Origin of the sequence: Hymenobacter crusticola, assembly GCF_002154225.1 — a bacterium.
Classification (GTDB): Bacteria; Bacteroidota; Bacteroidia; order Cytophagales; family Hymenobacteraceae; genus Hymenobacter; species Hymenobacter crusticola.
Genome location: NZ_MTSE01000027.1, coordinates 26,348 through 52,426, shown reverse-complemented (window position 1 = coordinate 52,426; position 26,079 = coordinate 26,348). Strand labels below are relative to the sequence as shown.

Annotated in this window: 22 protein-coding genes; 12 read left to right on the top strand and 10 right to left on the bottom strand. The window is 57.8% G+C overall.

What is annotated here, in order from left to right; genetic code table 11:
- Window positions 1-97: 97 nt before the first annotated feature.
- A complete protein-coding gene (locus BXP70_RS25525; RefSeq protein ID WP_086596960.1) occupies window positions 98-298 on the bottom strand; it encodes a hypothetical protein in 201 nt (66 codons plus the stop codon).
- 251 nt (window positions 299-549) lie between these two features.
- On the opposite strand from BXP70_RS25525, the gene BXP70_RS25520 reads away from it, so the two are divergent.
- From BXP70_RS25520 to BXP70_RS25510, 3 genes are all read left to right on the top strand, one after another.
- The gene (locus BXP70_RS25520) at window positions 550-831 is read left to right on the top strand and encodes a hypothetical protein (protein ID WP_086596959.1); all 282 of its coding nucleotides are present in this window, start codon (window positions 550-552) and stop codon (window positions 829-831) included.
- A 208-nt stretch (window positions 832-1,039) separates the two neighbouring features.
- Entirely contained in the window at window positions 1,040-2,071 is a 1,032-nt protein-coding gene (locus tag BXP70_RS25515; protein WP_218779868.1) for a hypothetical protein, read from the top strand.
- A 269-nt stretch (window positions 2,072-2,340) separates the two neighbouring features.
- Entirely contained in the window at window positions 2,341-2,559 is a 219-nt protein-coding gene (locus BXP70_RS25510; RefSeq protein ID WP_086596958.1) for a hypothetical protein, read from the top strand.
- A 339-nt stretch (window positions 2,560-2,898) separates the two neighbouring features.
- Here BXP70_RS25510 and BXP70_RS25505 read toward each other — a convergent pair whose 3' ends face one another.
- From BXP70_RS25505 to BXP70_RS25485, 6 genes are all read right to left on the bottom strand, one after another.
- Window positions 2,899-3,306, bottom strand: a complete 408-nt coding sequence (locus BXP70_RS25505; RefSeq protein WP_086596957.1) for a hypothetical protein — start codon at window positions 3,304-3,306, stop codon at window positions 2,899-2,901.
- A 251-nt stretch (window positions 3,307-3,557) separates the two neighbouring features.
- Window positions 3,558-3,884, bottom strand: a complete 327-nt coding sequence (locus BXP70_RS25500) for a hypothetical protein (protein ID WP_086596956.1) — start codon at window positions 3,882-3,884, stop codon at window positions 3,558-3,560.
- Window positions 3,885-4,621: 737 nt separating this feature from the next.
- Complete coding sequence (locus BXP70_RS30060; protein WP_179197838.1) at window positions 4,622-4,792, bottom strand: hypothetical protein; 171 nt, start codon at window positions 4,790-4,792, stop codon at window positions 4,622-4,624.
- 3 nt (window positions 4,793-4,795) lie between these two features.
- Window positions 4,796-5,077, bottom strand: a complete 282-nt coding sequence (locus BXP70_RS25490; protein WP_086596954.1) for a hypothetical protein — start codon at window positions 5,075-5,077, stop codon at window positions 4,796-4,798.
- Window positions 5,078-5,307: 230 nt separating this feature from the next.
- Complete coding sequence (locus BXP70_RS30055; protein ID WP_179197837.1) at window positions 5,308-5,478, bottom strand: hypothetical protein; 171 nt, start codon at window positions 5,476-5,478, stop codon at window positions 5,308-5,310.
- Between the two features lie 174 nt (window positions 5,479-5,652).
- Window positions 5,653-5,937, bottom strand: coding sequence for a hypothetical protein (locus BXP70_RS25485; protein WP_086596953.1), 285 nt, complete (start codon window positions 5,935-5,937; stop codon window positions 5,653-5,655).
- Window positions 5,938-6,092: 155 nt separating this feature from the next.
- On the opposite strand from BXP70_RS25485, the gene BXP70_RS25480 reads away from it, so the two are divergent.
- From BXP70_RS25480 to BXP70_RS25465, 4 genes are all read left to right on the top strand, one after another.
- Window positions 6,093-6,686 carry a Crp/Fnr family transcriptional regulator gene (locus BXP70_RS25480; protein ID WP_086596952.1) on the top strand — a complete coding sequence of 198 codons (594 nt, stop codon included), beginning with the start codon at window positions 6,093-6,095 and terminating at the stop codon, window positions 6,684-6,686.
- Window positions 6,687-6,778: 92 nt separating this feature from the next.
- Window positions 6,779-7,711 carry an NAD-dependent epimerase/dehydratase family protein gene (locus tag BXP70_RS25475; RefSeq protein ID WP_086596951.1) on the top strand — a complete coding sequence of 311 codons (933 nt, stop codon included), beginning with the start codon at window positions 6,779-6,781 and terminating at the stop codon, window positions 7,709-7,711.
- A 129-nt stretch (window positions 7,712-7,840) separates the two neighbouring features.
- Window positions 7,841-8,539 carry a hypothetical protein gene (locus BXP70_RS25470; RefSeq protein WP_086596950.1) on the top strand — a complete coding sequence of 233 codons (699 nt, stop codon included), beginning with the start codon at window positions 7,841-7,843 and terminating at the stop codon, window positions 8,537-8,539.
- Between the two features lie 678 nt (window positions 8,540-9,217).
- Complete coding sequence (locus BXP70_RS25465; protein ID WP_086596949.1) at window positions 9,218-15,976, top strand: FG-GAP-like repeat-containing protein; 6,759 nt, start codon at window positions 9,218-9,220, stop codon at window positions 15,974-15,976.
- 857 nt (window positions 15,977-16,833) lie between these two features.
- Here BXP70_RS25465 and BXP70_RS25460 read toward each other — a convergent pair.
- Window positions 16,834-17,814, bottom strand: a complete 981-nt coding sequence (locus BXP70_RS25460) for an IS110 family RNA-guided transposase (RefSeq protein WP_086596948.1) — start codon at window positions 17,812-17,814, stop codon at window positions 16,834-16,836.
- A 639-nt stretch (window positions 17,815-18,453) separates the two neighbouring features.
- Here BXP70_RS25460 and BXP70_RS25455 point away from each other — a divergent pair.
- From BXP70_RS25455 to BXP70_RS25445, 3 genes are all read left to right on the top strand, one after another.
- Window positions 18,454-19,662, top strand: a complete 1,209-nt coding sequence (locus BXP70_RS25455; protein WP_179197836.1) for a helix-turn-helix domain-containing protein — start codon at window positions 18,454-18,456, stop codon at window positions 19,660-19,662.
- A 134-nt stretch (window positions 19,663-19,796) separates the two neighbouring features.
- Window positions 19,797-20,348, top strand: a complete 552-nt coding sequence (locus tag BXP70_RS25450; RefSeq protein ID WP_086596946.1) for a hypothetical protein — start codon at window positions 19,797-19,799, stop codon at window positions 20,346-20,348.
- A gap of 35 nt (window positions 20,349-20,383) precedes the next feature.
- Complete coding sequence (locus BXP70_RS25445) at window positions 20,384-20,935, top strand: YceI family protein (protein WP_086596945.1); 552 nt, start codon at window positions 20,384-20,386, stop codon at window positions 20,933-20,935.
- Between the two features lie 568 nt (window positions 20,936-21,503).
- On the opposite strand, the gene BXP70_RS25440 is transcribed toward BXP70_RS25445, so the two are convergent.
- Window positions 21,504-22,715 (bottom strand): alpha/beta hydrolase-fold protein, encoded by a 1,212-nt coding sequence (locus tag BXP70_RS25440; RefSeq protein WP_086596944.1) that lies wholly within the window; start codon window positions 22,713-22,715, stop codon window positions 21,504-21,506.
- Window positions 22,716-23,065: 350 nt separating this feature from the next.
- Window positions 23,066-23,290 (bottom strand): hypothetical protein, encoded by a 225-nt coding sequence (locus BXP70_RS29675; RefSeq protein ID WP_143436680.1) that lies wholly within the window; start codon window positions 23,288-23,290, stop codon window positions 23,066-23,068.
- Window positions 23,291-23,705: 415 nt separating this feature from the next.
- Between BXP70_RS29675 and BXP70_RS25430 the strand changes: the two genes are divergently transcribed.
- Both BXP70_RS25430 and BXP70_RS29670 read left to right on the top strand, forming a co-directional pair.
- Entirely contained in the window at window positions 23,706-24,854 is a 1,149-nt protein-coding gene (locus tag BXP70_RS25430; RefSeq protein WP_317044489.1) for a TlpA disulfide reductase family protein, read from the top strand.
- A gap of 402 nt (window positions 24,855-25,256) precedes the next feature.
- On the top strand, window positions 25,257-25,802 hold the full coding sequence (locus BXP70_RS29670; protein ID WP_143436679.1) for a hypothetical protein: 546 nt from the start codon (window positions 25,257-25,259) through the stop codon (window positions 25,800-25,802).
- Window positions 25,803-26,079: the final 277 nt, after the last annotated feature.

The window sequence follows — 26,079 nt, the reverse complement described above, 5'->3', positions numbered from 1 at the left end:
CCCGTAGCATGGCCGACGACGTACTTACCAACGGGCAAACTAGTCATCGCCGGGCTGGCGCGCAAGCCGCCCCAGCCGCTCGCTTGCTGCCGACAAGTTATAAGCCGCTCATTACTTCTTGGGAAGCGAGTATCTCTACCCAACTCAGCTCCCCGGCCACGTAGCGCTGGTAGAGTTGCTGGTCCTGCGGCGAGGACTTGCGGTGCGCTTCGGCGGCCAAGACGAGCAGTTGGTGCAGAATGTGCGCGCGCTGCGGCGGGGTTTGGGCGGCGGGTCCGAACTTACTGTTGTAGGCCATATCAGAAGAACCAGAAGAATGAAAGGTTTCCCAAAAGTACCGGCCCAGGGTAGGAAACGTGCCCGTATAAACGCGGGAATACGCTTGCCGTAACTACGGGATATAATTACGTAGTTGCCTTTTGGGAAACCAGTATTTTGACGGTAGGAGGCAGCTGGTCCAGTAAGTTCCTTTGTCCGAGTAACTTACTTCCAGCGTCGGCGTGCTTGTTCGCTTTACCAGCAAGTGTCCCCACGACAACCCGGTCCCTTATGCTTGCTCCTACCCACTACCAGTTCGGCAGCGCGCCCTTGGGGCCCTCGCTCGCACTAGCGAATCTAGTCGACAACGTAGTCGCTTCGTCTGACCAGCCCCGTCCGGTGCTCCACCTCGATGGCAGCGCCCTGCCCTATCAGCGCACGCTGGGTGTGTGCCACCAAGTAGCGCAGCTGCTGTTGCTACACCGGGCCGGGTTCCGGGTCCGGCTCTACCCCATACACCCAGCCCTGCACCGCTGTCTGCACCTGTTAAAAGTCGCGCACTTGTTCCGGTAGCGTGCCTAGCGGACGTCTGCTGATCATCGACCCAAGAAGGACGGCCAGCGAATAAGACGGACAATGACCAGTTGACGCGCGAACCGAGCTGGGTGCTTTCTCGGTCGCCTTCCACGACCAGCTTCTGCTAGCTTCTCGCTGCTTTTCTACTCGGATCACAGGGGCAAGCGGCTACTAATTCTCTATTTACTTCACATCCTGTACGCCGATGACACCTACGACCCCTCTGCCCGCTCCGGTCTCGGAGCAAGTGGCGGCTTTTACCCCCTCGCACCCCGGCCTCGCGGCGGGTAAGCGCATTTCCTGGGGCGCCGTCTTCGCCGGCGCCCTGATCGCCATCGTCCTGCAACTGGCGCTCAGCTTGTTGGGCTTAGGCATTGGCCTGGGCACCATTGACCCCTTGAGCGAGAAAAACCCGCTGGCGGGCCTCGGCATTGGGGCCTCCATCTGGTGGCTGGTTACCACGCTGGGTTCGCTTTACCTAGGCGCAAGTGTTGCCAGCCGCTTCGCCGGCATCCCGCGCCGGATCGATGGCTTGCTCCATGGCCTGCTGATGTGGTCGCTCGTCACGCTGATGACGTTCTACCTGCTCACGACCGCCGTGGGACGCATCATGGGGGGCGTGACGGGCGTCGCCGGCCGGGCGTTGTCAGGCGCAGGTGCGGGGATTGCTGCCGCCGCTCCCGGCGCGGGCGAGGCGATTAAAAGCGAACTGAAAGAACAGGGTATTGACTTGAGCGACCTCAAGCACCAAGCCCGCCTGCTGCTGCGGCAAACCGGCAAGGCGGCGCTAACGCCGGAAAACCTGAAACGCCAAGCGACAGCAGTGGGTACCCAAGCCCAAGCGGAAGCTAGTCAAGCCGCAGCCAACCCGCAAGCCGCCAGCGACAGCTTCGACGACGTTATTGACAACCTAACCCGTAAAGCCGAAACCCTGGGTAATGCCGCCGACCGCGACGCGGCCGTAAACGTGGTGATGCAGCGCACGGGCAAGAGCCGCCCCGAGTCGGAGCAAATCGTGGATAACTGGCTTGCCACCGCCAAGCAGGCGCAGGCCAAGTTCGCGGCAGTGAAAGTGCAGGCCGAGCAGAAAGCCCGCCAAGCCGGCGATGCCGCCGCCGAAGGGCTCTCCAAAGCGGCTCTGCTCGCGGCCCTAGGTCTAGGGCTGGGAGCAGCCGTAGCGGCCTTTGGCGGCCACCGGGCCACCCCCACCCAGGACACTATGCTCGCTCCTGCTTAGAGCACCCGCTACAATGCCTCCGCAGCCCCTATCTACCCGGATCTCGCGCTATGCTGCACTACGCCGACGCCTACTTGGGGGTGCCTTGCTCGCCGGCTTGCTGTGGCTGTTGCAGCCTACGTAAGGCGCACTCGCGGCGGTAACTCGTTGCCGACATGCGCGGCTCTGTGGCGCGGTTACAGGCCTTAAACCACTGCTGCACAAGCTGATAAGATAAATTTAGGATCTTGGGACATGCAGGCTGCGCTGGGCGACGTTTTATTTGCCTTGTGGACAATGGCCAGCTGTGGCTAAGTCCCACCTACCGCTTGCAAAAAGTGTGGTGCTCCGTTGTGCTCGATCGGAAGCGCTTACACCACCAAGCGGCGCTGGAGTATGGGCAAGCCTTGTGCATGGCTTACTTGCAGATGTACCCCCAGGCAGCACACCGCGTGGGCCAGCGCCAGATTCTGAGTGTGTTGCTGCGAGCGTTAGATACGGTGAGCTAGCTTCTGCCGTAGGCAAGAAATGCTCTGGTCAACGAGGCAAGGCGTTTACTAGTCCAGATGGGCACCTGAACCTGTGCCGCGGCCCACCGACGGGAAAGCAGGAAGCAGCGGATTGCCCCAGCTAGGAAGCTGTTCAGTGCGCTAACCAGGAAAATAGTAGAGATAAGAGGCTATCATAGTGGTGAATAGGTGATAGCGCTAGTGGCAAAAGGCCCGGCCAATGACCGGGCTCTTTTGTTAGACCTACTCTATAGTCCTCGCGGTAAGTTGGCGCCTTGCAGTAGTTTATTGGTGTAGGTAGTACTTTTTTGGATCAGTGTACATCTCGCCTAAAAATTGCTAAGAGCAAATAAAATGGGTATTACGAAGCCACTCATACGCAGTTGCCCCTTCGTTAAAGGTAGCGATGAACGGCTTGTCCGAGTGCTCCACAAAGGAGGTGATGGTATCGTTAGTCGACCAGTCAGTCGCATTGATCCAAGAGATGACACAGACTCCCAGGTCCGCGAGCCGAGGTAGGTAGTTGTTCGCTACCCAAGTACTGATTTCGCTCCAGCCATCCAACGCTTGGCTGCTATCACAAAGAAGCTTCGAAACTGGCACTTCGTGCACGTGCTGCAAAATAATGGCGCAGGCCGCCAGCGAGGTTGTACTATCCTGCCGCCCAGTCCACTGGGCATAGAGCCAATTGTTATCCGAATCGTGGTGTAGCGAGAAAGTCGGGCAGCGAAACAAGGGGAACAGCATAGCTTACTTACGCCAAAGCAGTTACTTGTAGTTATACGGAAAATTCTAGTCGCCTTTTGCAACCGTTGTATTAAACACGTAGAGTTGCGGGTAGTACCTAGGAAATTAGTTGTTGCGCTTTACTCACCACGCCGCTTTAGAGCAAGCTGGTCTGTATAGATTACTATGCACGCTGTTGGCACTCTCGCAGCCATTCTTCTGCTTCCGTGAGTTGGTGGAAGACTTGTAATTCGATTACGTCTACGACGGCTCTAGGAAGGGAGAGAGACAATATCGGCGCGCGTGTCGGCTTGTACCACGTGCGCCACGTAGCGCAAGCCGACCTCCAAGGCTTGAGGTAGCCATACCCGCTGGAGCCATTCCACGGCGTCGAACCACGGCCCTTGCAAGCCACTGTTGTCGTTGAGCAAGTACGGACAGGGCCGAACGCCCGCGTGCGCCAGGTATTGCTCGGCGCTACTCATGGCTTCTACCGGATCCACGTAGCCGTGCCACGTGGCGCGCAGCCACTGGTCCTGTTCCTCATACGTGAGCGTGCGGCGGCTGCCATCGACAGCACGTAGCGCACCTAAGATCATAAGGAAAACAGAATAGTAGTGCAACTAAATACAGTAAGCAGTTGGTAGAACAGCTGTCCTTTATGGCTAGGAAACTGCGCACTCCCGCGAGGCTCCAAACTTTCTGGCAGCCTACTTCTAACATCTTGCCTAAGATAGCCTTAGTTCGCTGCTCAGGGTCTAGTTGGTTATTCACGGCGGCAAGTACTTCCTCAGACACAAGGAACTCTCCAATGCCTTCCAAGCGTAGCAATGGTTGATGTTTTTCTCCCTTCGCTACTTGCTCAGAGTCGAGTGCATAACTACCTGTTTCAAATTCCAGGTGCCCGTGAACGCCAGGGGTAAACATTTCGCCAGGTCTCAATGGGATAGCCATAGTGGGTAAGCGTTAGGGTGAGAGAATAAATCTTACCAGAAGATAAATAGACTATTGAAAGCTTTTAGCCTGTAGATAAAGATCGGCTTCGTTTTCTCCTCAGGCGAGCGGAACTGACAAGGGTTGATTCGCTTTCTCAACTCCGCTATCAAATCAGCAATAGTCACTTCCTCATAAGTCATCAGGTGGTATCGTCCGTGTCCTCCTGAGTTGATATAAGCATACACTCTGGTTGCCAATTGCTCCCTATCCGCACCAAACCACTGGATAGTTTCAATGCAGAACTCGTTGTGTAGCCCCTTCTTTCGCTCAACATGTGCGTGGATCTTCTTTCCCAGCCATCTTAGCACCGCTGCTGATTAGTGGAGTGCTTATAGCTGTCTTACTTGATTATACCTTTCTCCTGCCGCTCATAGCGCCGAATAAAGCAGGCTAGCTCATCAGCCGGAATACCTTGCTCACTCTCAGCAAAGGCTTTCGCCTTACGTGGATGCACCTGGTAATAGAACGCCTCCATGCGCAAGCGTTCCCCACCCTTAGGCTCTCGCTGCATGTCCTATGTATCCTCGGCTGAGAAGGGCACGATCGTACTCCTACTTCCTTTCGGCGAGTACACCCTCAGGTCGCTCTTGGTTGCCGTGGTCAGAGATACATCCCAACCTGCCTCTCGCCACTGGCGCCACTCGACAAGAGGATCGGCTAGGCGCACTACCTCGGCCGGCTCGAAAGGCGCACAGAAGCGGGCTAGCTCAGCGGTGAGTGGTACGCGCGCTTGTACATCGAGGGCACGAGTCACCAGCACGAGCGCACCATTTTTCTGCCCTTCTAGCTCCCACAAAAACGAGGCTTCTAGTGGGCTATCTTGCCCAGCAAACCGCTACACAACGACCCGGTTGCTTGCTTGGCTAGGCAGTCCCGACACGTCGTAAACTATAGTAGGCATACGGAAAGAGCTTGCAAATGCTCGGGGCTCACCGCAGTATTCTCTTATGCTAGATCCGTTAGTTTTACGTAGGGCAGGTAGTCCGCCAAGGCATCCGGGCTAGTGAAGCATCGGCACCGGTGTAGCTAGTTGCTCTCCGGATCATAGTAGACCTCGACAAAGAAACTACCGAGGTAGTAAAGAGTGATCAGATCTTCCCCTTCGTAGCGGGTAGCCAGATGGGTGCCTTCCATCAGTGCGGTACCGATTTGAACGGCCCGAGAGAAGGCTTGGAACTTGGCAAGCGTCAGCAGCATGCCTAAAGATAAAAAAGCCTTTGCCGCTCTATCCCTCTACGGCCGGTAGCACTCGGGTGCTTCATTGACAAAGGGGATCTCTCGCAGCTAACAAGATCATTTTTTTACGTATGTTGGTGTTGCTAGAACATTACCCATTAGCGACGAAAGAGCCCGGTTATTGACCGGGCTTTTTTAGGGACGGTTTTCGGGTTGAAAAATAGCATCAAACAAAGCCCGCAGCTGCTCCTGCAACGACCGAGGAAGCGTAGCATAGGGATAAAACCAGTACGTAGCACCCTGCTTGGACAGCACGTAATAGTGGCTGATATCGGGTTCTGTGCCTTCCTCAGTTGGTAGTTCGCGCTCGAAGAAGCGGCGATACGCCTCGTGTTGTTGCAGCTGGTGGCCGGCTTTGGTGAGCACGGCGGAAAGGCGGGTGCCAACGAGGCCGGTGCCGCTGGTGAGGAGGCTGTTCATGGGAAGGGGCTTTGGAGTTCCGGCAGAAGAGCATCAGAACACCACAAAGGACCGGCCTGCCCGCGAGCCCAAACGATAACAAACGCTAAGAAATGCGGCACCAGCGGTATCTTCCCCAGCCTCTTCCTCCATGCCGTATCACTGCCTGTTCATTCATGCTGCCGTCCTTCCCCGAATCTGCGTTGCGCCTGCGCCAGCACCTGACCCAGTTTGCTCCTCTGAGCGACGAAGACTGGCGCTTGCTGGTGCCGCACCTGCGCCTGGCGCCCCTGGCCCGGCACGCCGTCTTTGCCGAACAGGGCCGCGTCGCGGCCGACGTGGGTTTTGTGCTGGAAGGCATGTTCCGGCAGTATTATACCAAAGATGGCGAGGAGCGCACCAGCTACTTCTTTTTTGAAGACCAGTTGATCGGCGCCTACTTCAGCAGCCTGACCGGCCGGCCCTCGCTGGTCACCATCGAGGCCTTGAGTGCGGGCTGCTGCCTGACGTTTCCCTACGCGGTGCTGGTTGACTTATTTGGTCAGCGCATGGCCTGGCAGGAGTTCGGCCGGCGGTTTGCCGAATACCTGGCCGTGGGCCTGGAAGAGCGCCTGGTAAGCCTGCTGCTGCTCAGCCCCGCCGAGCGCTACCAGGCCCTGCTGGTCAGCGGCGACCCCAATATCCTGGCGCGGGTGCCCCAGCACTACATCGCCAACTTTCTGGGCGTGACGCCCGTGAGCTTAAGCCGCATTCGCAACCGCACTGCGTAGGGGCAGTAGGGCCGCCATTTCTTAGCATTTGTTATCGTTTTAGACCGGCGGCGCGGCGCAATTTTGTCCCGTCACTTACCTGCTAAAACCGCATGAAACTCCACACCATCCTGGGCGCCAAGGGCACCATCACCACGCAACTACTGCCGGTGCTACAACAGCACGGCGAAAAAATCCGGTTGGTTTCGCGCCACCCCACCCCGGTGGTGGGAGTCGAAACCCGGTCAGCCGATTTTCTGGACGCCGAACAAACCCGGCTGGCCGTGGACGGCTCCGCCATCGTGTACCTGCTCGTCGGCTTAGAATACAGCGCGAAAGTGTGGCGGCGCGACTGGCCCGTGATTATGGGCAACGTGATTGCCGCCTGCAAAGCCACGCAGGCCCAGCTGATTTTTCTCGACAGCCTCTACACCTATGGCCGGGTGGAGGGCGCAATTACCGAAGCCACGCCGACGCGGCCAGTGAGTGAAAAAGGCCGAATTCTAGTGGAGGTTGAACAACTGCTGCTGGCCGAGCGGCACCGCGGCGGGCTGCCGGCCATCATCGCCAAAGCCTCCGATTTTTATGGACCCGGCGTAGTCGAGAAAAGCTGGGCTGGTACGCTGGTGTTCAGCCGTCTGAAAAAGAAACAAACCCCGCAATGGCTCGTGAATGCCCGCGTGCCGCGCACCTACACCTACACGCCCGACATCGGCCAGGCCCTGTACGTGCTGGCGCAGCACCCGGAGGCCTTCCACCAAACCTGGATATTACCCGTCGCCTCGCCGACGCTAACCGGTCAAGAATTCAGCGCCTTGGCGGCGGAGTACATGCAGGGTACCGGGAAGGTGAAGGTGCTGCCCAAATGGTTGTTTGGGCTGATGGGGCTATTCATTCCGTTTATGAAGGAGGCGCGCGAAATGATGTACCAGGACGAGAACGGGTACGTGCTGGACTCCACGCGCTTCAACCAAACGTTCGGCTTTACGCCGACCCCCTACGCGGAAGGCATTCGGGTCACGGCGGAGTGGTTTCTGAGAAATTGATCATGGCGGCAGCCGGCCCAATGTGCCGGCCCTCGGGGCCACGCCGCGCTGTAAGTAACAGAAGCCCAGGGCTAGCCTGCCTGAACCATTGTACGCTGCTTTTACATCCTTTTCCCCAACCCCCATTTTATGTTTCTCGGACATTTCGGCGTCGGCTTTGGCGCCAAAACGCTGCAACCTCGGGTGTCCTTAGGCACCTTCTTCCTGGCCGCCCAACTCGCCGATTTGGTATGGCCCACGCTGCTGCTGCTGGGCGTGGAGCGCGTGAACATCGTGCCGCACGCCACGGCCACCAACGCGTTTGCTTTCGTGTATTATCCCTTCACGCACAGTTTGGTGGGCGAGCTGGTGGCGGGCCTATTGCTGGGGTTGGTGTACTGGTTGCTGCGCCGTAATGGGCAAAGCGCGATGCTGGTGGGCCTGCTGGTGCCCAGCCACTGGCTGCTCGATGTGGTGGTGCACACCCCCGATTTGCCCCTGTATCCCGGCCCGTCGCCGCTGTTCGGGTTGGGGCTGTGGAACCAGATTGCCTTAACGCAAGTGGTCGAGTTTGCGCTCCTGGGCGCGGGTCTATGGCTTTACGTGCGGCGGACCACTGTCCGCAATGGCAAGGGACGCTATGGCCTACTGGGATTGGTGGCGTTCCTGGTGCTGATCCACGTGGGTAGCCTGTTCAGCCCGCCGCCCGCCTCGGTGGAGGCGTTGGGGTGGTCGGGGCAGCTGTTTTGGGTGATTGTGCTGCTAGCCTATTGGGTGGACCGCAACCGTGCGGTGCGAGGCCTGCCGGAGGGCGAACCGCGGCGGGCGGCTGTCCCACCCATTTCTTAGCGTCTATCCGAACAGGAATTAAAAACTGGTCATGCTGAGCTTGTCAAAGCAGCTCCACCGCAGCAGTAAATTTCCTTTGGTGTTCGAAAGCTAGGTTTGTTGGAGCCACACGGCACCCAGGCAAACTAGCAAGCCAAGCTTACGGCTTTACGCTTTTATACTTGGGGCCGTTTCAGCAGCAAGTGGCGCTTTTTGGGTACGTATCTAACCGCTCCTTTCGGTGAACACCTGGCAGCTGCCTGGCACCAGGTGCTCGTCGGTCATTGCAGCGCTCGGCGAGTTTAGGAAACGCGCCAGAAGTAGCAGTGTGCTTGGACATTTTACAAGGCTCTCATGGTCACTGATGTGATCCCTCAGATTCACTGCCGAGAATTATTGCAACCATCACCTGGGGTAAGGTACCAACAATGATCAGCGCCTCGTAGGCTCTGGTCGTTTTGCTTAGGGCCAAAGTAGTAAGAACATGGCGCGGGCAGGCAAGCTGCTTACAAGCAGTTGACGCTTATATTATTATACTGATTTTTAATAGTATTTACTTGGCAGATAGCTTACGTTTAGGCCTCTCCTATAGAGGTCACCTAGGTCTGCTAAATTCCGCTTACTCCATACCGCTAGTTGCTGGCTTTCAGCAGCCTATGCTTTGATTTTGCTTTCCACTCTCGCCCACCTTTACCTACTATGGATCAAACTACTACTCGGTTAAGTTACACCAACAGGCTGACGACCAAGCTTCCGCGCTTTTTGCGAAGCGGGTTGATGCTGATGCTGCTAGGCCAAATCGGTGCTGCTAGCGCCCAGGCGCCGGTTGTTACAAGCCTGTCGCCAACACGTAATGCCCGCACCGCCCCGCGCACTACCACTGTCGCCATCAGCTTGAGCCAACCCTTAAGCAACAATGCCAGCACGCAAGGAGCGCTGAAGGTTTTTAGTCAGCAGGTGGGCGGCAAGCAAGCGGGCACGGCTGTGGTTAGTGGCAGTACGCTCAGCTTTACTCCTGGCATCAGCTTCAAGCCTGGCGAAACGATTTTTACGACCATTACATCGGCAGCGCAAAGCGCAACGGGCAGTGCCGCCATTCCACACGTATTTCAATTCACGACCGCTACCGCACCTAGCCCTGGCACGTTTACCGGGGGTTCGGACCCAGCAGTGGGCGCCAACCCACAGGAGGTGACCCTGGGGGATGTGGATGGTGATGGCGACTTAGACCTGCTCACGGCTAACTACGTAGCTGCCAGCAACAGCTTTGGCACCGTGAGTGTGCGCCTGAACAATGGCAGCGGCTCCTACAGCGGCGGCGCAGAAGTGAGCGTCGGCATCGGGCCTTATCAAGTGATACTCGGCGATGTGGATTCCGACGGCGACCTGGACCTGCTCACAGCCAATGCTAACTCCGGCATTACGGGCACTGTAAGTGTGCGCCTCAACAACGGCAACGGCAGCTTCTCGGGTACCACCGAGGTAGCCGTGGGCACCAGTCCGCACGGTCTAGCTCTCGGCGATGTGGATGGAGATGGCGACCTGGATCTGCTGGCCGCCAACTACACCGTAGCGGGCCCCACCACTACCAGCACCGTGAGCGTGCGCCTGAATACGGGCAATGGCACCTTCAGCTCGGGGCCTAGCCCTGAGGTCAGTGTGGGTCCACGACCAATAGCGGTTGTGCTCGGTGACGCCGACAGCGATGGCGACCTAGACCTATTCACGGCTAATTCCAGCGGCACCACCGTGAGCCTGCGCCTGAACAACGGCAGCGGCTCCTTCTCCGGTACCACGGAAATAAATGTTAATAGCACTCCGCATGCGCTGGCTTTGGGCGATATTGATGGCGACGGCGACCTCGACCTGCTGGCCACCAACACCTACGGCAACCCCAGCGCCGTAGCCGTGCGCCTCAATAACGGCAGTGGCTCGTTTTCCGGCACCCAAGTCGTGCCAACCGGAGCTGGGCCGCGCAGCCTAGCCCTGGCCGACGTAGACGGTGACGGCGACTTGGACTTCATCACGGCTAACTCCGGTAACTTTTTTAGCAGCGCACCGAACGGCACCACCGCGAGCATCCGGCTGAATAATGGCAGCGGCACTTTCTCAGGCACGCAGAACGTAACGGTAGGCATGCAGCCAAACGATGTAGCCGTAGGCGACGTGGATGCCGATGGTGACCTCGACTTCGTAACGGCCAATACGGTAAGCAACACTGTTAGCGTACGCCTGAACCAGCCCTTAGCCCTACCCGTCATCACCAGCTTGTCGCCGACTGCAGGCCCTCCGGGTTCCAGCGTGGTGATTACCGGCACCTTCCTGTCTGTCAATAATTCGGTTACGGTCACTGGGGTCACGTTCAACGGCGTACCGGCAGCTAGCTTTGTGGTAAACTCAGCCACGCAAATTAGGGCTACCGTACCAGCCGGTGCCACGTCCGGCCCGCTCGTGGTCGTAACCACCCTAGGTGCTAGCAATGGGATGAATTTCAACGTGGTGCCGCCATTAGCAGTTACTGCAGTTTCGCCGGTGCGAAACGCCCGCTCGGCGCCGCGCAATACGGTCGTGGCCGTCACCTTCGATCAACCGCTGAGCCCGGCCAGCAGCACTGCGGTTCGGGTTTTCAGCCAACAGGCCGGCGGCGCAAAAGCCGGAGCTGTTGGCGTGAGCGGCAGCACCCTCACTTTCAACCCGACAACCGGGTTCAAGCCCGGCGAAACAGTTTCTGCGACGATAACGACCAACGTGCGCACCGCCACTGGTACGCCTCTGCTGGCGCCGCACGTTTTTCAGTTTACCACCGCTACCAGTCCGAGCACCGGCACCTTTGACACCGCCGCTGCCGTGCCAACGGGCCTCTCGCCAGCAGTAGCCGCCACCGCCGACGTAGATGGTGACGGTGACTTGGATCTACTTGTGGCGAATAGCGGCATCAACACGGTGAGCGTGCGTCTAAACAACGGTAACGGCATCTACACCGGCAGCCGGGAGGTGACCGTCTTCGGCAACGTACTGGACCTGGCCGTGGGCGATGTAGACGGCGACGGCGACCTGGATTTCGTGACCGCGCCTGTCAGCTTTAGCACTGGTAACATCCTAAGCATCCGCCTGAATGATGGGGCCGGCAACTTTAGCAGCGGCGTGAATGCCAGCACTTTCGGGGAGCCACTTTCCATTACGCTCGGCGACGTAGATGGTGACGCCGACCTAGATCTGTTGGTCGGAGCTAGCATTGGCGTGGGCACGGTGAACGTGCTCCTTAACGATGGCACCGGTCGCTTCCTCGAAGATTACGCTCAGTCTATTACTGTGCGTAATCCTACCGAGCTGAACCTAGGTGATATCGACAACGACGGCGACCTGGACCTACTCACCGTCTACACGTCCGGCAGCGCTGTGAACGTCGCGTTGAACAATGGCAATGGTCGCTTTGCCAGTCCGCAGAGCATTGGGGTGGGCAGCAGCCCCTACCTGTTAGCCCTCGGCGATGTCGATGGTGACAATGACCTGGACTTTATTACGACTAGCTCCACTACCAACGCACTCAGCCTGCGGCTAAACAATGGCAGTGGCGCGTTCAGTAATGGCTCGGCCTTCACCCAAACCAACAACCCGACTGCCCTACGCCTGGGCGACATTGACGGTGACAGCGACCTGGATCTGTTGCTGGCCTATGGCAATAGCAGTGTGGGCGCCGTGAGCGTGCGCCTGAACAACGGCACCGGCAGCTTTAGCGGCAACCAGGAAGTAGTCGTGGGCAATCAACCGACGGCAATTGCCTTGGGAGATGTAGACGGCAACGGCACGCTCGACCTAGTAACAGCCAATCTGGCGGCTAACACGGCTAGCGTATCCCTCAACTTGAATCAGCCGCCTCCGGTTATCAGCAGCTTGTCGCCGGGGAGAGGCCCGGCGGGAACCCGCGTGGTCATTACGGGTGCTAATTTTCTTAACTTCAGCACTGTTACGTTCACTGGAGTCCCGGTTGCCGAGGTTATTTCCCGCTCGGCGACTCAGTTAGTCGCATTAGTGCCGGCGGGCACAACCAGCGGTCCGGTAGTCGTTACGACTCCTTCGGGCACCAGCAACGGCGTATTCTTTACCATCACGTCTCCTTTGCTGGTTACGGCTGTGGTGCCGGCGCGCAATGCAAGCGCCGCGCCACGTACCACCCCAGTAGCCGTCACGTTTGATCAAGCGCTGAATACCAGCTCCGTCTTTCAACAAGCATTGAACGTATTTGGCCAGCAAACGGGCTTGAAAGCGGGCCGTGTAGCGGCCAGCGGCAGCACCCTGACCTTTACGCCAGGCACTGGTTTCAAGCCCGGGGAAACAGGGTTTGCTACCGTTACCTCGATGGTACAAAGCACAACAGGTATCCCTGCCAAGCCGCACGTATTCCAATTTACGGCAGCTACGGCACCAGCGGCGGGCACCTTTGGCGGCGGCTCTGACTTGTCAGTAGGCACCAACCCAGTGGCCATTGCCACCGGCGACGTGGATGGCGACGGCGACCTGGATCTAGCCGTAGCCAGCATCTACAGCGTCGTGAGTGTGCGCCTGAACAATGGCAGCGGCTCCTACAGCGGCGGGCAGGATGTGAGCGTGGGACGCATTCCGCGCGACCTGATTTTTGGCGACGTGGATGGCGACGGCGACCTGGATTTGCTGGTCAGTGATGACCAGAACAGTAAGATAAGCGTGCGCCTGAACAACGGCAGCGGTAGCTTCAGCGGTGACCAGGAAGTGTCTGTTGATAATAGCCCGCAGAGTCAGGCACTAGGTGACATCGATGGCGACGGCGACCTGGATCTGGTGACGGCCAATGCCAGCGGCACGGCAAGCGTGCGTTTTAACACGGACGGCATATTCAGCGGCACGCAGGAAGTAAGCCTGGGCGGCACGCTCCTGCGCGTGGCCTTAGGTGATGTAGACAGCGATGGCGACCTGGACCTGCTCACGACCAATAGCAGCGGCTTTGTGAATGTGCGCCTCAACGACAGTGCGGGCACCTTTAGCGGCACTACCAACGTCCCCGTCGGCGGCTACGCGTATTCGCTGGCCACCGGCGATGTCGACAAGGACGGCGACCTGGATTTGGTAATAGGCAACTTTTATAACTTCGGCGGCGGCAACGATAACACGACCGTGAGCGTGCGCCTGAACAAGGGTGATGGCACATTCAGCGGCAACCAGGAGGTACTCATTGGTGCCTCCATTCAGAAGGTAGAGCTCGGCGACGTAGACGGCGACGGTGACCTAGACCTGCTGGCCGCGAACCTCCTGAATGCCAGCGGTGCCGTGAGCGTACGCCTGAACAATGGCAGCGGCACCTTCTCCGGTGTGCAGGAAGTAGCGGTATTGCAGCCCTCCGGCCTAGCTATCGGCGATGTGGATGGCGACGGCGATCTGGACCTTCTAACCTCCAGCAATGCCAGCAGTGGCGCGAGCATCCGCCTGAATCAGGCCGTGGCGGCACCTAGCATCTCGGGCATCTCGCCAGCGATCAGTCCGGTGGGCAGCACGGTGGTGATTACGGGCCACGACTTCCTGAACACCACGGGCATTACCTTCAACGGCGTGGCTGCTACCAGCTTTGTGCTGAGTTCGACCACGCAACTCACCGTTACGATACCCGCCGGCGCGACCTCTGGCCCAGTGGTTGTCACGACGAACGTGGGCGCCAGCAACGGCTTCCAGTTCACGGTTGGTCCTTTGCTTTCCATTGTCACCTTCAACCCGGCGCGCAATGCCACGGCGGCCCCGCCCACTACGCCGGTGGCGCTTACCTTCAACCGCGAGCTAAGTACCAGCGCGGCTACCTTGGGAGCCTTGAAAGTCTTCAGCACGCAGTCGGGCGGCCAGAAAGCAGGTACGGCAAGCGTTGGCGGCAACACCCTTACCTTTACCCCCAGCGCTGGCTTCAAGCCCGGCGAAACCGTCTTTTCGACGGTGACGACAGCTGTGACCAGCAGCGGCAACCAGTCCTTCCTGGCGCCTTACGTGTTCCAGTTCACCGCGGCTACGGCTCCTGCTGCCGGCATCTTTGGCGGCACTCTTGAAGCGAGCGTCGGCACCAACCCGCAGAGCGTGGCCATCGGCGACGTGGATGGCGACGGCGACCTGGATCTGCTCACCGCCAACAATCTGTATAATTCCGCTTCTACCAGCACCGTGAGCGTGCGCCTGAACAACGGCAGCGGCATCTACACGGGCATGCAGGAGGTAAGAGTCGGCACGGGTCCTTACAGCGTGAAGCTGGCCGACGTGGATGGCGACGGCGACCTGGATCTGGTGACGGCCAATGCTAGCTCTGGGCAGAGCAACACCATCAGCGTGCGCCTGAACAATGGCAGCGGCCTCTTCTCCGGCACTCAAAATATGAGCGTCGGCAACCTGCCCCACGATATTGCTTTGGGCGACGTCGATGGCGATGGTGACGTGGACCTGCTCGTGGCCAACTACGTTACCTTCGGTCCGAACTACGAGACCAACAGCACCGTGAGCGTGCGCTTGAACAACGGCAGCGGCATCTTCAGCACCACAGGCCAGGATGTGGTAGTAGGGCCACGGCCGCTGCACCTAGCGCTGGGCGATGTCGACAAAGACGGCGACCTGGATTTTGTGACGGCCAACTCCAGCGGCACCACTGCCAGCGTGCGCCTCAACAATGGCACGGGCACCTTCTCCGGCACCCAAGAGGTGACGGTAGGCTTCAGTCCGCAGGATATCGTACTCGGCGACGTGGATAGAGATGGCGACTTAGACCTGCTCACGGCCAATTACTACGACTACACCAACCCAGCTGATAATTTCACCAACAGCACCGTAGGCGTGCGCCTGAATGATGGCAATGGCATCTTCAGCGGCACCCAGCAAGTCTGGGTGGGGCAAGGGGCGAGCAGCATTGTCCTAGGTGATGCCAATGGGGATGGTGACCTTGATTTGTTTGCCACGAACAACCTCACGCGCAACATTGGGGTACGCCTGAATAATGGGACGGGGACCTTCAGTGGCTTGCAACAGGTAGCCGTCGGCATAAACCCCGCCGGCATTACCCTAGGCGACGTGGATGGCAACGGTACATTAGACATATTGGTAGCGAACAACAGCAGCAACACGGTGAGTGTGCGCCTGAACCAAGTAACAGCGACAGCTACTACGCAAGCGCGTGTGTTGGCAACTGTTTCGCCGCAACTAGCGGAGCAAGTGAGCCTATATCCAAACCCGGCTCGCACGTACGTGCGGCTTCAACTGCCTCGCGCGCTCACCCAAAAAGCGGTGCAGGTACGCATGCTTAATGCGCTCGGTCAAGTTATGCTCAACCAGAAGTTCACGGCTCAGCAGGCGGCCGATGGGGTGGAACTGACGCTCGGCGAGCTAGCGGTGGGCATCTACACGGTACACGTACATACGGCTGATGGCATTGTCACTAAACGCCTAGCGGTGGAGTAAGCGGATTGCCAGTGGCAGAAGCTTCTCACCGCTTCCTAAAAAGGGGTTACCGGTCAAGAGTTGCTTACAAAAGCGACCGAAGCCTGTCATAGGCTTCGGTCGCACTGTTTTTGAGTCGGCACAGCTGCCTTACCACGGAGCTAATGGCTTATACCTAGGGTGGCTGTTGCAGAACTTGCAACAACAGGCTTACGCGATACCAGCAGCAGTAATCAACCAGGTAAAAGAGTATGGTGGTAGGCTTCGCTAATCCAGCACAACTTGCTTATCATCCATGCGGCTAAAAAGTGTACCGGAACGAGGGAAGCGAACGGCACTTAATACGGACGCCGCTCACTTCCCTCGTTCTGGGCTCATGGGGGCGCTTAGTGGCTCCTCTTTCTACCGCAGCGCGGCTACTCTACGACCAGGTGCTGGATGACTCAGCTTTAGTTTGTGTGTAGGCACATCCTGTAGTGGCTTGGTGATAAGGGCTCTACCTCGAGTTCTAGGACCGTTTGCGGGGCGGCAACTGATGCTCCAGCACCAGTTGCCCTAGCGCGTTGAGTACGTGTACGTACAGGGCGTGCTGGCGCAGCAGGGCCGGCAGCAGGAGCCACACCACTTCCTCAACCGGGTTCGAACACAGGCTAAGCTGAGCGGCGGGCGTGGTGCTGCTGACAGCCGCGAGCCTAGCGGAAGCAGTGGTGGAAATAGGCGCGCACCCGGCGAGCTGGTTCCTGCTGCGTGGAAGGAGCCGTACGCTTGTCTTTACAGAAAATGTTCTAAGTAGACAAAAGCCAGATTCAGGCTGTGAGTCAATTTGCCTGTAATCTTGAAAAAGCTGCTTAACACGAACTGTGTTGAAAGTCAAGTATTCAAGATGATTTTGAAGCAAATTCAGCTTGATACGGCACGCCGGATTTGACAATGGCAAAAGCTTGTTTGAGCAGTTTGTTGCAGACCGCAATTAGGGCCACTTTCCCGTTCTTGCCTTTGGCCACCAGCCGATCGTAGAGCGCCTGACACGCTGCATTCTTCTTCTTGGCCGAGAAGCTACACATGAACAGCTTACCGCGGATTAAGCCGCCGCCCATTTTCGTGATGCGCACCTTGCCGCGGATGCTGGTGCCCGAGCTGTGCTCCCGGGGCGAGAGCCCGGCCATGGCAATAAGTTGGCGATAGTTGTCTAGCTGCCGGAACCCGCCGGCAAATAAGAGCAGCATACTAGCCGTCTTGCGGCCAAGGCCTGGAATCGAGCACAGCAGCGCAATTTCCTTACTGAACCGCTGTTCGAGCAAGAACAGAAGTTCGGCCTCCACCGCCTCGACCTGTTGAGTCAAGACTTTTAGGGTCTGTTGAAGCCGCTTCAAGGCAGTCTTGCTGATCACAGGTTGCCGTTGTAGCGCTTCCAAAGAGTTGCTGACCATTGTTTTCTGCTTGAGTAGCTGCTCGGTCACTTGTTCGAGCTGCCGGCATTCCACCAAGACCGCTTCATCCGGTTGCCAGAGGGTAACGGGCTGTTGCTGGCCATAGCGCAGCAGCCACTGCGCATCTTTGCGGTCACTCTTGCCTTTGCTCAGGTGCATCTGAATGAAGCGTTTGATGACCAAGGGGTTGAGTACCGCTACGTGGCCGCCCTGCTCGTACAGGTAATAGGCCAAGGCCAAGTTATAGGTGCCGGTGGCCTCTATCACAAACAGGCAGTGCGCCCCACAGGTCTTCACCAGCTGCTGAAAACCCGTTTTGCTGTTGCTGACTTCCACGTGCTTTAGTTGCTGGTCAGCCTGGTAACACACGGCGAGCGTGGCTTTACTCACATCAATGCCGACGACGGGAAAAGACAACTGAGGATCCATAGTGGGCCACGTTTAGCATGAACAGAAAGAGAACAAAGGAATTCTAGGGAGTCTTTTGCTATCCTACTACAGGCTCTCAGCCTCACGGAACTGTCCAAAGTGGCCCTAGAAAAAGGAGGGGATTGTCATGTTAAACGGGCTCGTAATGGCCCCATAATCGGTGAATCTTACTCCTCCTTTTTCCTTCTCATCAACCCTCAATACGGTGGGTAGGCGAACATAGGATAATGCGAGAGTTATAAGAGCAACTTCGGAAAGTGGTTGTTTTGGCCTCCTCACTCGGCCTAGTCCCAGCGTGGTACTTTGCCAGAAGACTGGGCTCCTATTTGGGGTGTTGTTAAACAAATAGGGCAAAACCTCCAGCTCAAGAGCACCGGGGTCTACTTTCCGAGCTTAATCCAGTCAAAACTAGGTATAACGGCGTGATCGATAGCATAAACGTTTGTTTATACAAGCTTCTTTCGACTGCTTTAAGGAGCGTGTAAGACTATCATTCCTCGTTGCTTTTACGACGTATTTGTGCCTTATCCTTATCAGCAACATTTAAGATGCTTAGCTTCCGAGTTGGAGGTGTTTCCGATTTGTTTAACAACACCCTAGATGCTGAGAATAGGACATTCTTTTCTGGCCTTCATGCCCATGCAAGTCCCGATTTCCTTAATGACGGTATCGTTGTTTGCCGTCATTGCACAAGCTTTGTTCGCGGCCGGGCTGCTGGCTGCCGCGCCCATCAACCAGGTTTCCAACCGCTTTTTGGCCCTGTTGATGGTGGCCATTGCGCTGTGGGTGCTCGATGGATTTTTCCGAGTGTCGGGGCTATACGGGCAGAACACGGGGCTGTATTTCTCGCCCATCTACTACTCGCTGGCTTTTGGGCCGCTGTTGTATTTCTACGTGCGCAGCCTAGTCAACCACGGGTTTCGCTGGCGGGCGCTGTACGGGTGGCACTTCGCGCCGGTGCTGGCGCAGGCGGGCCTGTACTGGTGGCTACGTTTCCAGCCCTACGCCGTGCGCAACGACTTTTGGCAGCAGGTGCACCGGCCATTCACCTACCGCTTGGAATTTCTCGGCACTTGGGTGTCGCTGATGGGATACCTGTTTCTGAGTTTGCACCTGCTGCGGCAGTATAGCTACTGGCTGGAAGATAATTTCTCGGAGGTGTCGCGGCTGCGGCTACGCTGGTTGCGCTGGCTGCTGATGCTACTGGCCTTTGTGAGCGGGCAGTGGCTAGTGGAACTGGTGCTGCGCGAGTTTTTTGACGTGTACTACCGCTACGATTATTCTACTGAATTGCTGGGCGTGGTGGTGTTCGTCATCGGCGTCGTGGGGCTGCGGCAGGCCGACATGCGGGCCGTGCATTTCATACCGGAGGCAGAGACAGACTCAGGCACCGCCGCCACGACGAAGCCTGCGTTTACTGCGGCGCCTTTTGTCGCGTCGGCTGTACCGCCTCCGGCCGAGGCGGAACTTAAAAAAATTCCTGCATCCGTCGAAGCCGCGATTTCCGTCCAACCCGACGCGCTCATCATGGAGTGCATTCGCCGGGCACTGGTCGACGACAAGCTGTATCAAAACCCAACGCTAACGCTGGCCGAACTCGCGGCCCACACCGGCTTGGCCCCGCGCCTCATTTCCTTCACCGTGAACGCCGGCTTTGGTCGCTCCTTCAACGACTTGGTGAACGGCTACCGCGTGGCCGAAGTGCAGCGCCGCCTCGCCTCGCCTGACGCCCGTCGCTTTACCCTCCTGGGCATTGCCTTCGAGAGCGGCTTCAATTCCAAAACTACCTTCAACCGCATCTTCAAACAGGTGACCGGCATGGCCCCGCGCGACTACAAGCCGGGTTAAATACAGCACAACAACCGCCGTTACCCGGCGGAAACGTCCCACATCCGGTCTTGGGACGGCCCACATCCGGTTTTGGGGCGCTTGGCATTAGGAGGGGCCACCACCTTTGGGTCGTACTTCAAACGCCCCACCCCATGACCCGTTTCCTGCTGCTAGCCCTCGGTGCGCTGGCCCTCCGCCCGGCCCTGAGCCTGGCCCAAACCACCCCCGCGGCGCCGACCCCGCCAAGTACGGCCTGGACCGACCGTTCCCGCGCGCTGCCCGACGAGTTGCGACGCCTGCCCGTGGGGCTCACGCTGCGGCACTCGCCCGGCGTCATTTACCCGGAGCCCAACCCCGCCGTGCCCGGCGGCTACGTGTGGAAGCACAGCACCGCGGTGCGGGCCGAAGACGCCGACTTGGAAATCGTGACCTGCGGCAGCTACATCTGGTACAGCGCCGCCGGCTGGCAAACTAACCTGCACGAAACGCCCGCTGAATTCGCCGAGTTGTTCAACTGCCCCGGCGGCAAGTTGAAGAAGGGCGTCACCTACACGTTTGCCCGCAACTACCGCTACGCCGCTAGTGCTAAAAGCCTGTATGGCGGCGATGCTCTGTGGTTCATCATCGCCAAAGACGCGCAAGGCCGCCTCTACAAAGGCTACGGCCTGATTGAAACCGAAGCCGCCCCCCAAGCAGTCAAATAACCGTTCCACCTCGCCCATTCGTTGCTCAAACACTCATGAAAAAGCTGTTGATTCTCTTGTTGCCCTGCCTGGCTCTGCTGGCTGCGCGGCCCGCGACCACCACTTACCGCCTCGACGCCGAGACCAGCGCCCTCACCTGGACTGGCCACGCTGAAGCTGGTTCCTGGGCCCCGCAAGGCACCATTCGCTTGCGCGAGGGCCGCGTGCTGACCGATGGCCAAACCGTACGCGCCGCCCGCGTCGTGGTCGACATGATCACCATAACCCACGAGAAAGCCGACTTGGCCGAACACCTGCGCGGGGCCGACTTTTTCGACGTCAGCAAGTACCCTACCGCCGTGTTCGAGCTCACTGAGTTCCACGGCGGCCAGGCCACGGGCACGCTCACGCTGAAGGGCGTAACCAAGCCCGTGGCCTTCCCTGTGACGGTGACCCCGGCGCCCGGCGGTCTGCGCCTGCGCGGCACTGCCAACCTCGATCGCACGCAGTTCGGCATCAATTACAACTCCACGGCCTTTTTCCAAAACCTGGGCAGCTACGCCATTCGCAACGACTTCCAGATAGCGTTTGACGTGCTGGCGCGCTAAAGGCCGGACAGCTACGCTACACAAACAACGTCAGGCCGAGCTTGCCGCAACCTCTCGCCGCAGCAAGAAGGAAACGTTCATAAGTACACAACCAAAAGACGGTCGCCGCCAAATGAACGAAGTCCAAAGAAGTGCGTCGCACTTACCGGAACGTGTGGCCAAGCGCCGAAATGGCTTTAAGTAGCTGAACGCCCGCTTCTCAGGTCAAGTGGGCCTTGGAATCGGTCCGCTCTAACGCCTGCGGCCCGGAAGCCGTCAGCAGCCCCGCCACTAGGCCCGCGTGGGGCCGTGAACACGAGCTCTTCATGTGTGTCAACGAAAAGAGAAGGGTAGTGATGGTGCTAACGGGTAGGCCGACGCCTTTCCTATCCCGCACCCGTGGAAGAAAAACAACGCTCCTTTATGCTAGCAATTAAGTTTTCAAGAAAAGGGTGATTCAAATAAGACCCTCCTCCCGGGAAGCGAGGAGGGCTCCCGCCACTAAGCGTGCTGCCTACCGAACGAATCACCCAATAGGTTTTGCTCAGGGAGTTGCCTAGCCACTCGCAGCGCGGAGCCCCCACGTAACCTATCGCTTCGTCTGCAGGGCCTGTAACTTGGCTCGGGTGTCGGCAGCGGCACCCAACGCGAGCGCTTGTTGATACGCCGCCAGGGCCTGCCGCTTGTTGCCCTGCTGGGCATAGGCATCACCCAGGCTGTCATAAGCATTGGCGCTGCGCGGATAGTTGGCCACATTCCGTTGAAAGAGGACCAAGGCCTTTTGCGGCTGGTGCCGACTTAAGTAGGAATAGCCTAAACTATTGAGGAGCTGCTCGTCGGGTTGAACGGGGTAGCCCATCTGCTGCGAGACGCGCGCGAAGTGCGCCACGACCGCAGAATCTAAATCGGCTTTCGGTTGGAAGGTAAACCGGCTGGCCCGGAAGCCATACTCATCAAACAAAAACTTGAGCCCGTCATACTGCCCCAGCAATTGCACCGTGCCGTGCTGCTCGGCGGGGTAGTACTTAGCTTGCCAGTGCAGGGCAGGCGTCGGGCGGCGGCGAAGTGTGTGGGTCAGGTGCGTGACGGCGCGGTACAGCGCCGTGTAGTCCGACCGGTCCAACTGGGCGGCGAGGGTATCCAGGCCTGGCGGCAGCAACGGTTGCGCACTGGCGATAAACAAGGCTTTCGGCGCAAAGTGTATCTGTGGAAGCGTTGCTTCGGCAGTGCGCAAGGTCTGCTCGTGGTCCCACCACAAGCTCGGGTCCAGGGCGAGATACGCATTAAATAGATCCGGGTGCGTGACCAGCGTGTGAACGACGGCTAAACCGCCGAGCGAATGGCCACTCAGGATTCGATACGGGGTAGTGGGGTAGAGCGAATCGATGCGCGGCAGAAGTTCTGCTTGCAGAAACTGCTCGAATGCGTCCCCACCGCCGGAAACGGTGGCGGCGGCGGGGTCCACAAAGGCAGGGACGGGCGCGACGTGGGTGGGAGTGAAGTCCCGGTTGCGGTTCCTGTTCAGGATGCCGACGACAAGCAGGCGCGGCCAGCGCCCGGCGAGTTGTTCGGTCATGGCCACGGTGCTGGTGAAATAGCGCTCCCCATCCAGCACGTACAGGACGGGAAAGCGCTCGTGCGGAGTGGTGGTGACAGGCAGGTGTACCCAGACCGTACGCTTTTCGTGAAGCACGGAGGAGTAAAATTCGTGTGCCTGGCCGATGGCCGGTGGGGTAAGGGGCTGCGCGTGCGTGGAGAGAGCAAAGAGCCAAGACAGGAGCAGGAGCAAGCACTTTCGCATAGCGATGACGCGCCGGGAAAAACGGCACGCATGAATGTACTACCCAGTACTATGTATTGCAATATAGACTGTAGCTTTCCTTTCTTACAAGCTAGTGAAGCGACTCTCCAAATCAATTAATCAATAATCTGTGAAGTAGCCTGTAGCCAAGCTTATTTCTACTTTACATAATTCGAGTGGCTGTTGCAGAACTCATCCCCCATCAAGCCACCAGCGCAGACTAGCTGCTTATCCTAGGTAAAAAGGCGTTCAAACGTCCTTTTTAGTTTGATTTAGCGCATAGCGCCTTTGCTTGGGGTGGCGCGTCGAGTTCTGCAACAGCCACTCGACTTATCGGACAAGTACATTCGTTAACGCTTTAGAAAGGTATCGTACTCGGCATAATCATAAATCGAATCAATCGAGTGCGGCTGCGTGACGTGCAAGTGAAGGTGATGCGCCCGTAAACGGACGATTGTTTCGATGAATGGATCCTCGGGTGGGTCCCCATCCAGTACGATCCGGAGAGTATCACCCCGACGCGTATAGGGATTAGTGATGGAGTAGATACTATCGCCTTGAAAGTGGTAAATCATGACACGATCAGTGAAAGTCAAATACGTGTACGTGCTACTGTACCGAGGCATTTTGCCTCGTTGGCGCAGCTGTCCTTCCCGCGTATAATCCGCTTTGATAATTCGCTGTAACTTCCACTTTCCCTCCAAAAGAGCTGGTAATGGGTGGCGCTGACAAGCAGCTATTACACAAGGTCCTATTAGGAAGACAGCCCGTTTAATCATGAAGGCAAGAATAGAATATTATACGGTTCAGCGTTCACAATAATGATGGTTGCCATTCTCAAAATAGTTGATAAACATAAGATTTTATATCGGATAGGGCTTAAAAAAGTGATAGTTATCGGCTCGACTATCTGCTGCGGCCAGTATGGTACTTTTGTAAGTTAACCTTGCTAAGAGCACTGTCACTCATTCAGTGTCTTCAATAGGGCACATGCTATTTTCTGGTGGGCGTAAGTATCTTGGCGGCATGAAAACATACTTACTCGTGGGGCTATTGCTCAGTGGGCTAAGTGCCTGGGCACAAAGTGGCTCTTTTACCGTGCGGGGAAAGCTAGGCTCGAGAACTCCCCCTACGCAAGCCTATTTGGTCTACCCAATAGCGCAAACCATGAAAACAGACTCGGCCGAAGTGAAGAAGGGCCGCTTTACGTTTAAGGGCAGCGTACCCGAGCCCACGTTAGCTTACCTATTCGAGAACAGAACGAATCGGCGCTTTTACAAAATCTACTTAGAGCCAGGTGTCATAAAAATAAGCAGCCCCGACTCCATACTGCATGCTTCGCTATCGGGCACTCCGCTCAATGTCGACCAGAATCGGTTGCTCGTCCTGCTGCGCGCTACTACCGAGCGGCGATTCAATCTGCTGCGAGATTACCGCGCCGCCTCCCTTAAACAGCACCAAGACAAGGCGTTTGAGGAAGCCTATGACCAGCGTTCAAAGGCTGTCGATACCGAGCAGGAGGCACTGCGAAAGCAGTTTATTCAGAGCCACCCACAAAGTCAAGTGAGCTTAGAGGTGCTGCAAGAGTACGGCGGCCTCAGTCTCGACCCAGCGGAAGTAGGTCCCCTTTTCGACGGGCTGGCTCCGGCTCTGCGCCAAAGCAAGGCCGGTCAACAATACGCGGCCCGGCTCGCGAAGGCCCGCCTGTTGGCCGTGGGAGCCCAAGCACCGGATTTCACCCAAAATGCCCCTACTGGCAAGCCCGTGAAGCTGAGCGATTTTCGAGGTAAGTACGTGCTGGTAGATTTTTGGGCCAGTTGGTGCAAACCCTGCCGGGAGGAAAACCCGAATGTGGTAGCCAATTACAACCAGTATCAAAATCGTAACTTCACGGTACTCGGCGTGTCCCTTGACCGCGTTCGTGAGGCTTGGTTGAAAGCCATTGAGGTGGACCACTTGAACTGGACGCAAGTGTCCGACCTGAAATTCTGGCAGAACGAAGTAGCCCAGCTTTATGACGTGCAGGCCGTGCCCCAAAACCTACTCATTGATCCCAACGGACGCATCGTAGCCAAAAACGTGCGGGGCGAGGAACTAGGTCGAAAATTAGTTACACTGTTGCCTGTCACTGAGCCTTAGCGTTGCTATTCTTTATTACACGAGCTTTTGCCTACTGAAAACAGTCTTTCACCACCTGTAAAGTGACTCATAACGTTTTCCAAAGGTTGCTGAGAAAACGTTAAGCGCTGATTATGGCCTTCTATATCTCCCGTTGACGCCTTGTGATAGGATAGGCCTGTTGGCGTAGGGAGAAGTACGTCAGTGAATGAAAGACCGCCTAGCAGGACTGGCTACGTGTCGGTCCTGCTAGGCCGCTTTCATCTTACTACGGGGCGGCGTATTTTGCTGCTATGCTTACTAAGTCTCGCCTCTGGATGCTGCTCCCGCTCGCGGGCCTCGTTCTGCTGCTGGGTAGCCGCGTCGGCCAGGCAGCCCCATCAGCGCCCGCTCCCGCCGCGCTGACCTAGCGTCTGGCCACCTTTGCCCAGGTCTGGGGCTTTCTCAAGTACCATCACCCCGGTATCGTACGACCGCAGCTGGACTGGGATAGTGTTAGAGTGGCTCGCGCACGACCCCTTGCTCTCCCCGGCCCTGCGTCAGCAACTTACCCAGCTCGGGCAACAGCACGCCTTCCCACCACGCATCCTCTTTATCCCGCGCTTCCAGCAGGCGACCACCGCGCCGGCCTATCACCTGCTGGAGCTGGAACTAGTCGCCCAGCTGCATGATACACACGCCTTCTTGTATGGTAGCGCCGTGCTCTCGGCCCAGTTCGGGGACTACTATCCGCCCCTAAAACTCACGCAACTCGAAGGCCAGGTGGTGGTGACGCAGGTCTACCGCGAGGCCACGCCAACGGCGCTACCCGTGCAGGTCGGGGATATGTGCTGCAAGCCAATGGCGTGGCCGTGCAGCAGATTCTGGCCCGCTACCAGCTCTACGTGGCGGCCTCCACGCCGGCGGCCCTGCAGCGCGATCTGCTGCGCTTTGTCTTGCGCGGGCAAGCACAAGACTCGCTGGTGTTGACGCTGCGCACCCGCACGGGAGGCGTGCGCACCGTGCGGGTGGCGCGCTCCCTCTCGATTCTCTCCCTGCGCTCGGCTACCTATAAGACCTACTTCTTTGGCATGAACCCACTGGACTCCACACGCACTTGGCGGCGCTTGCCCGGTGGCATCGGCTATGTGCACCTCGGGGGGCTGCAAGAGACCCAGTTGGCCCGTGTGCTGCCCCAACTGGAACACACGCGCGGCCTGATCCTGGACCTGCGGGCCTACCCCAGTGCGGGGCTCGGCCCGTTGCT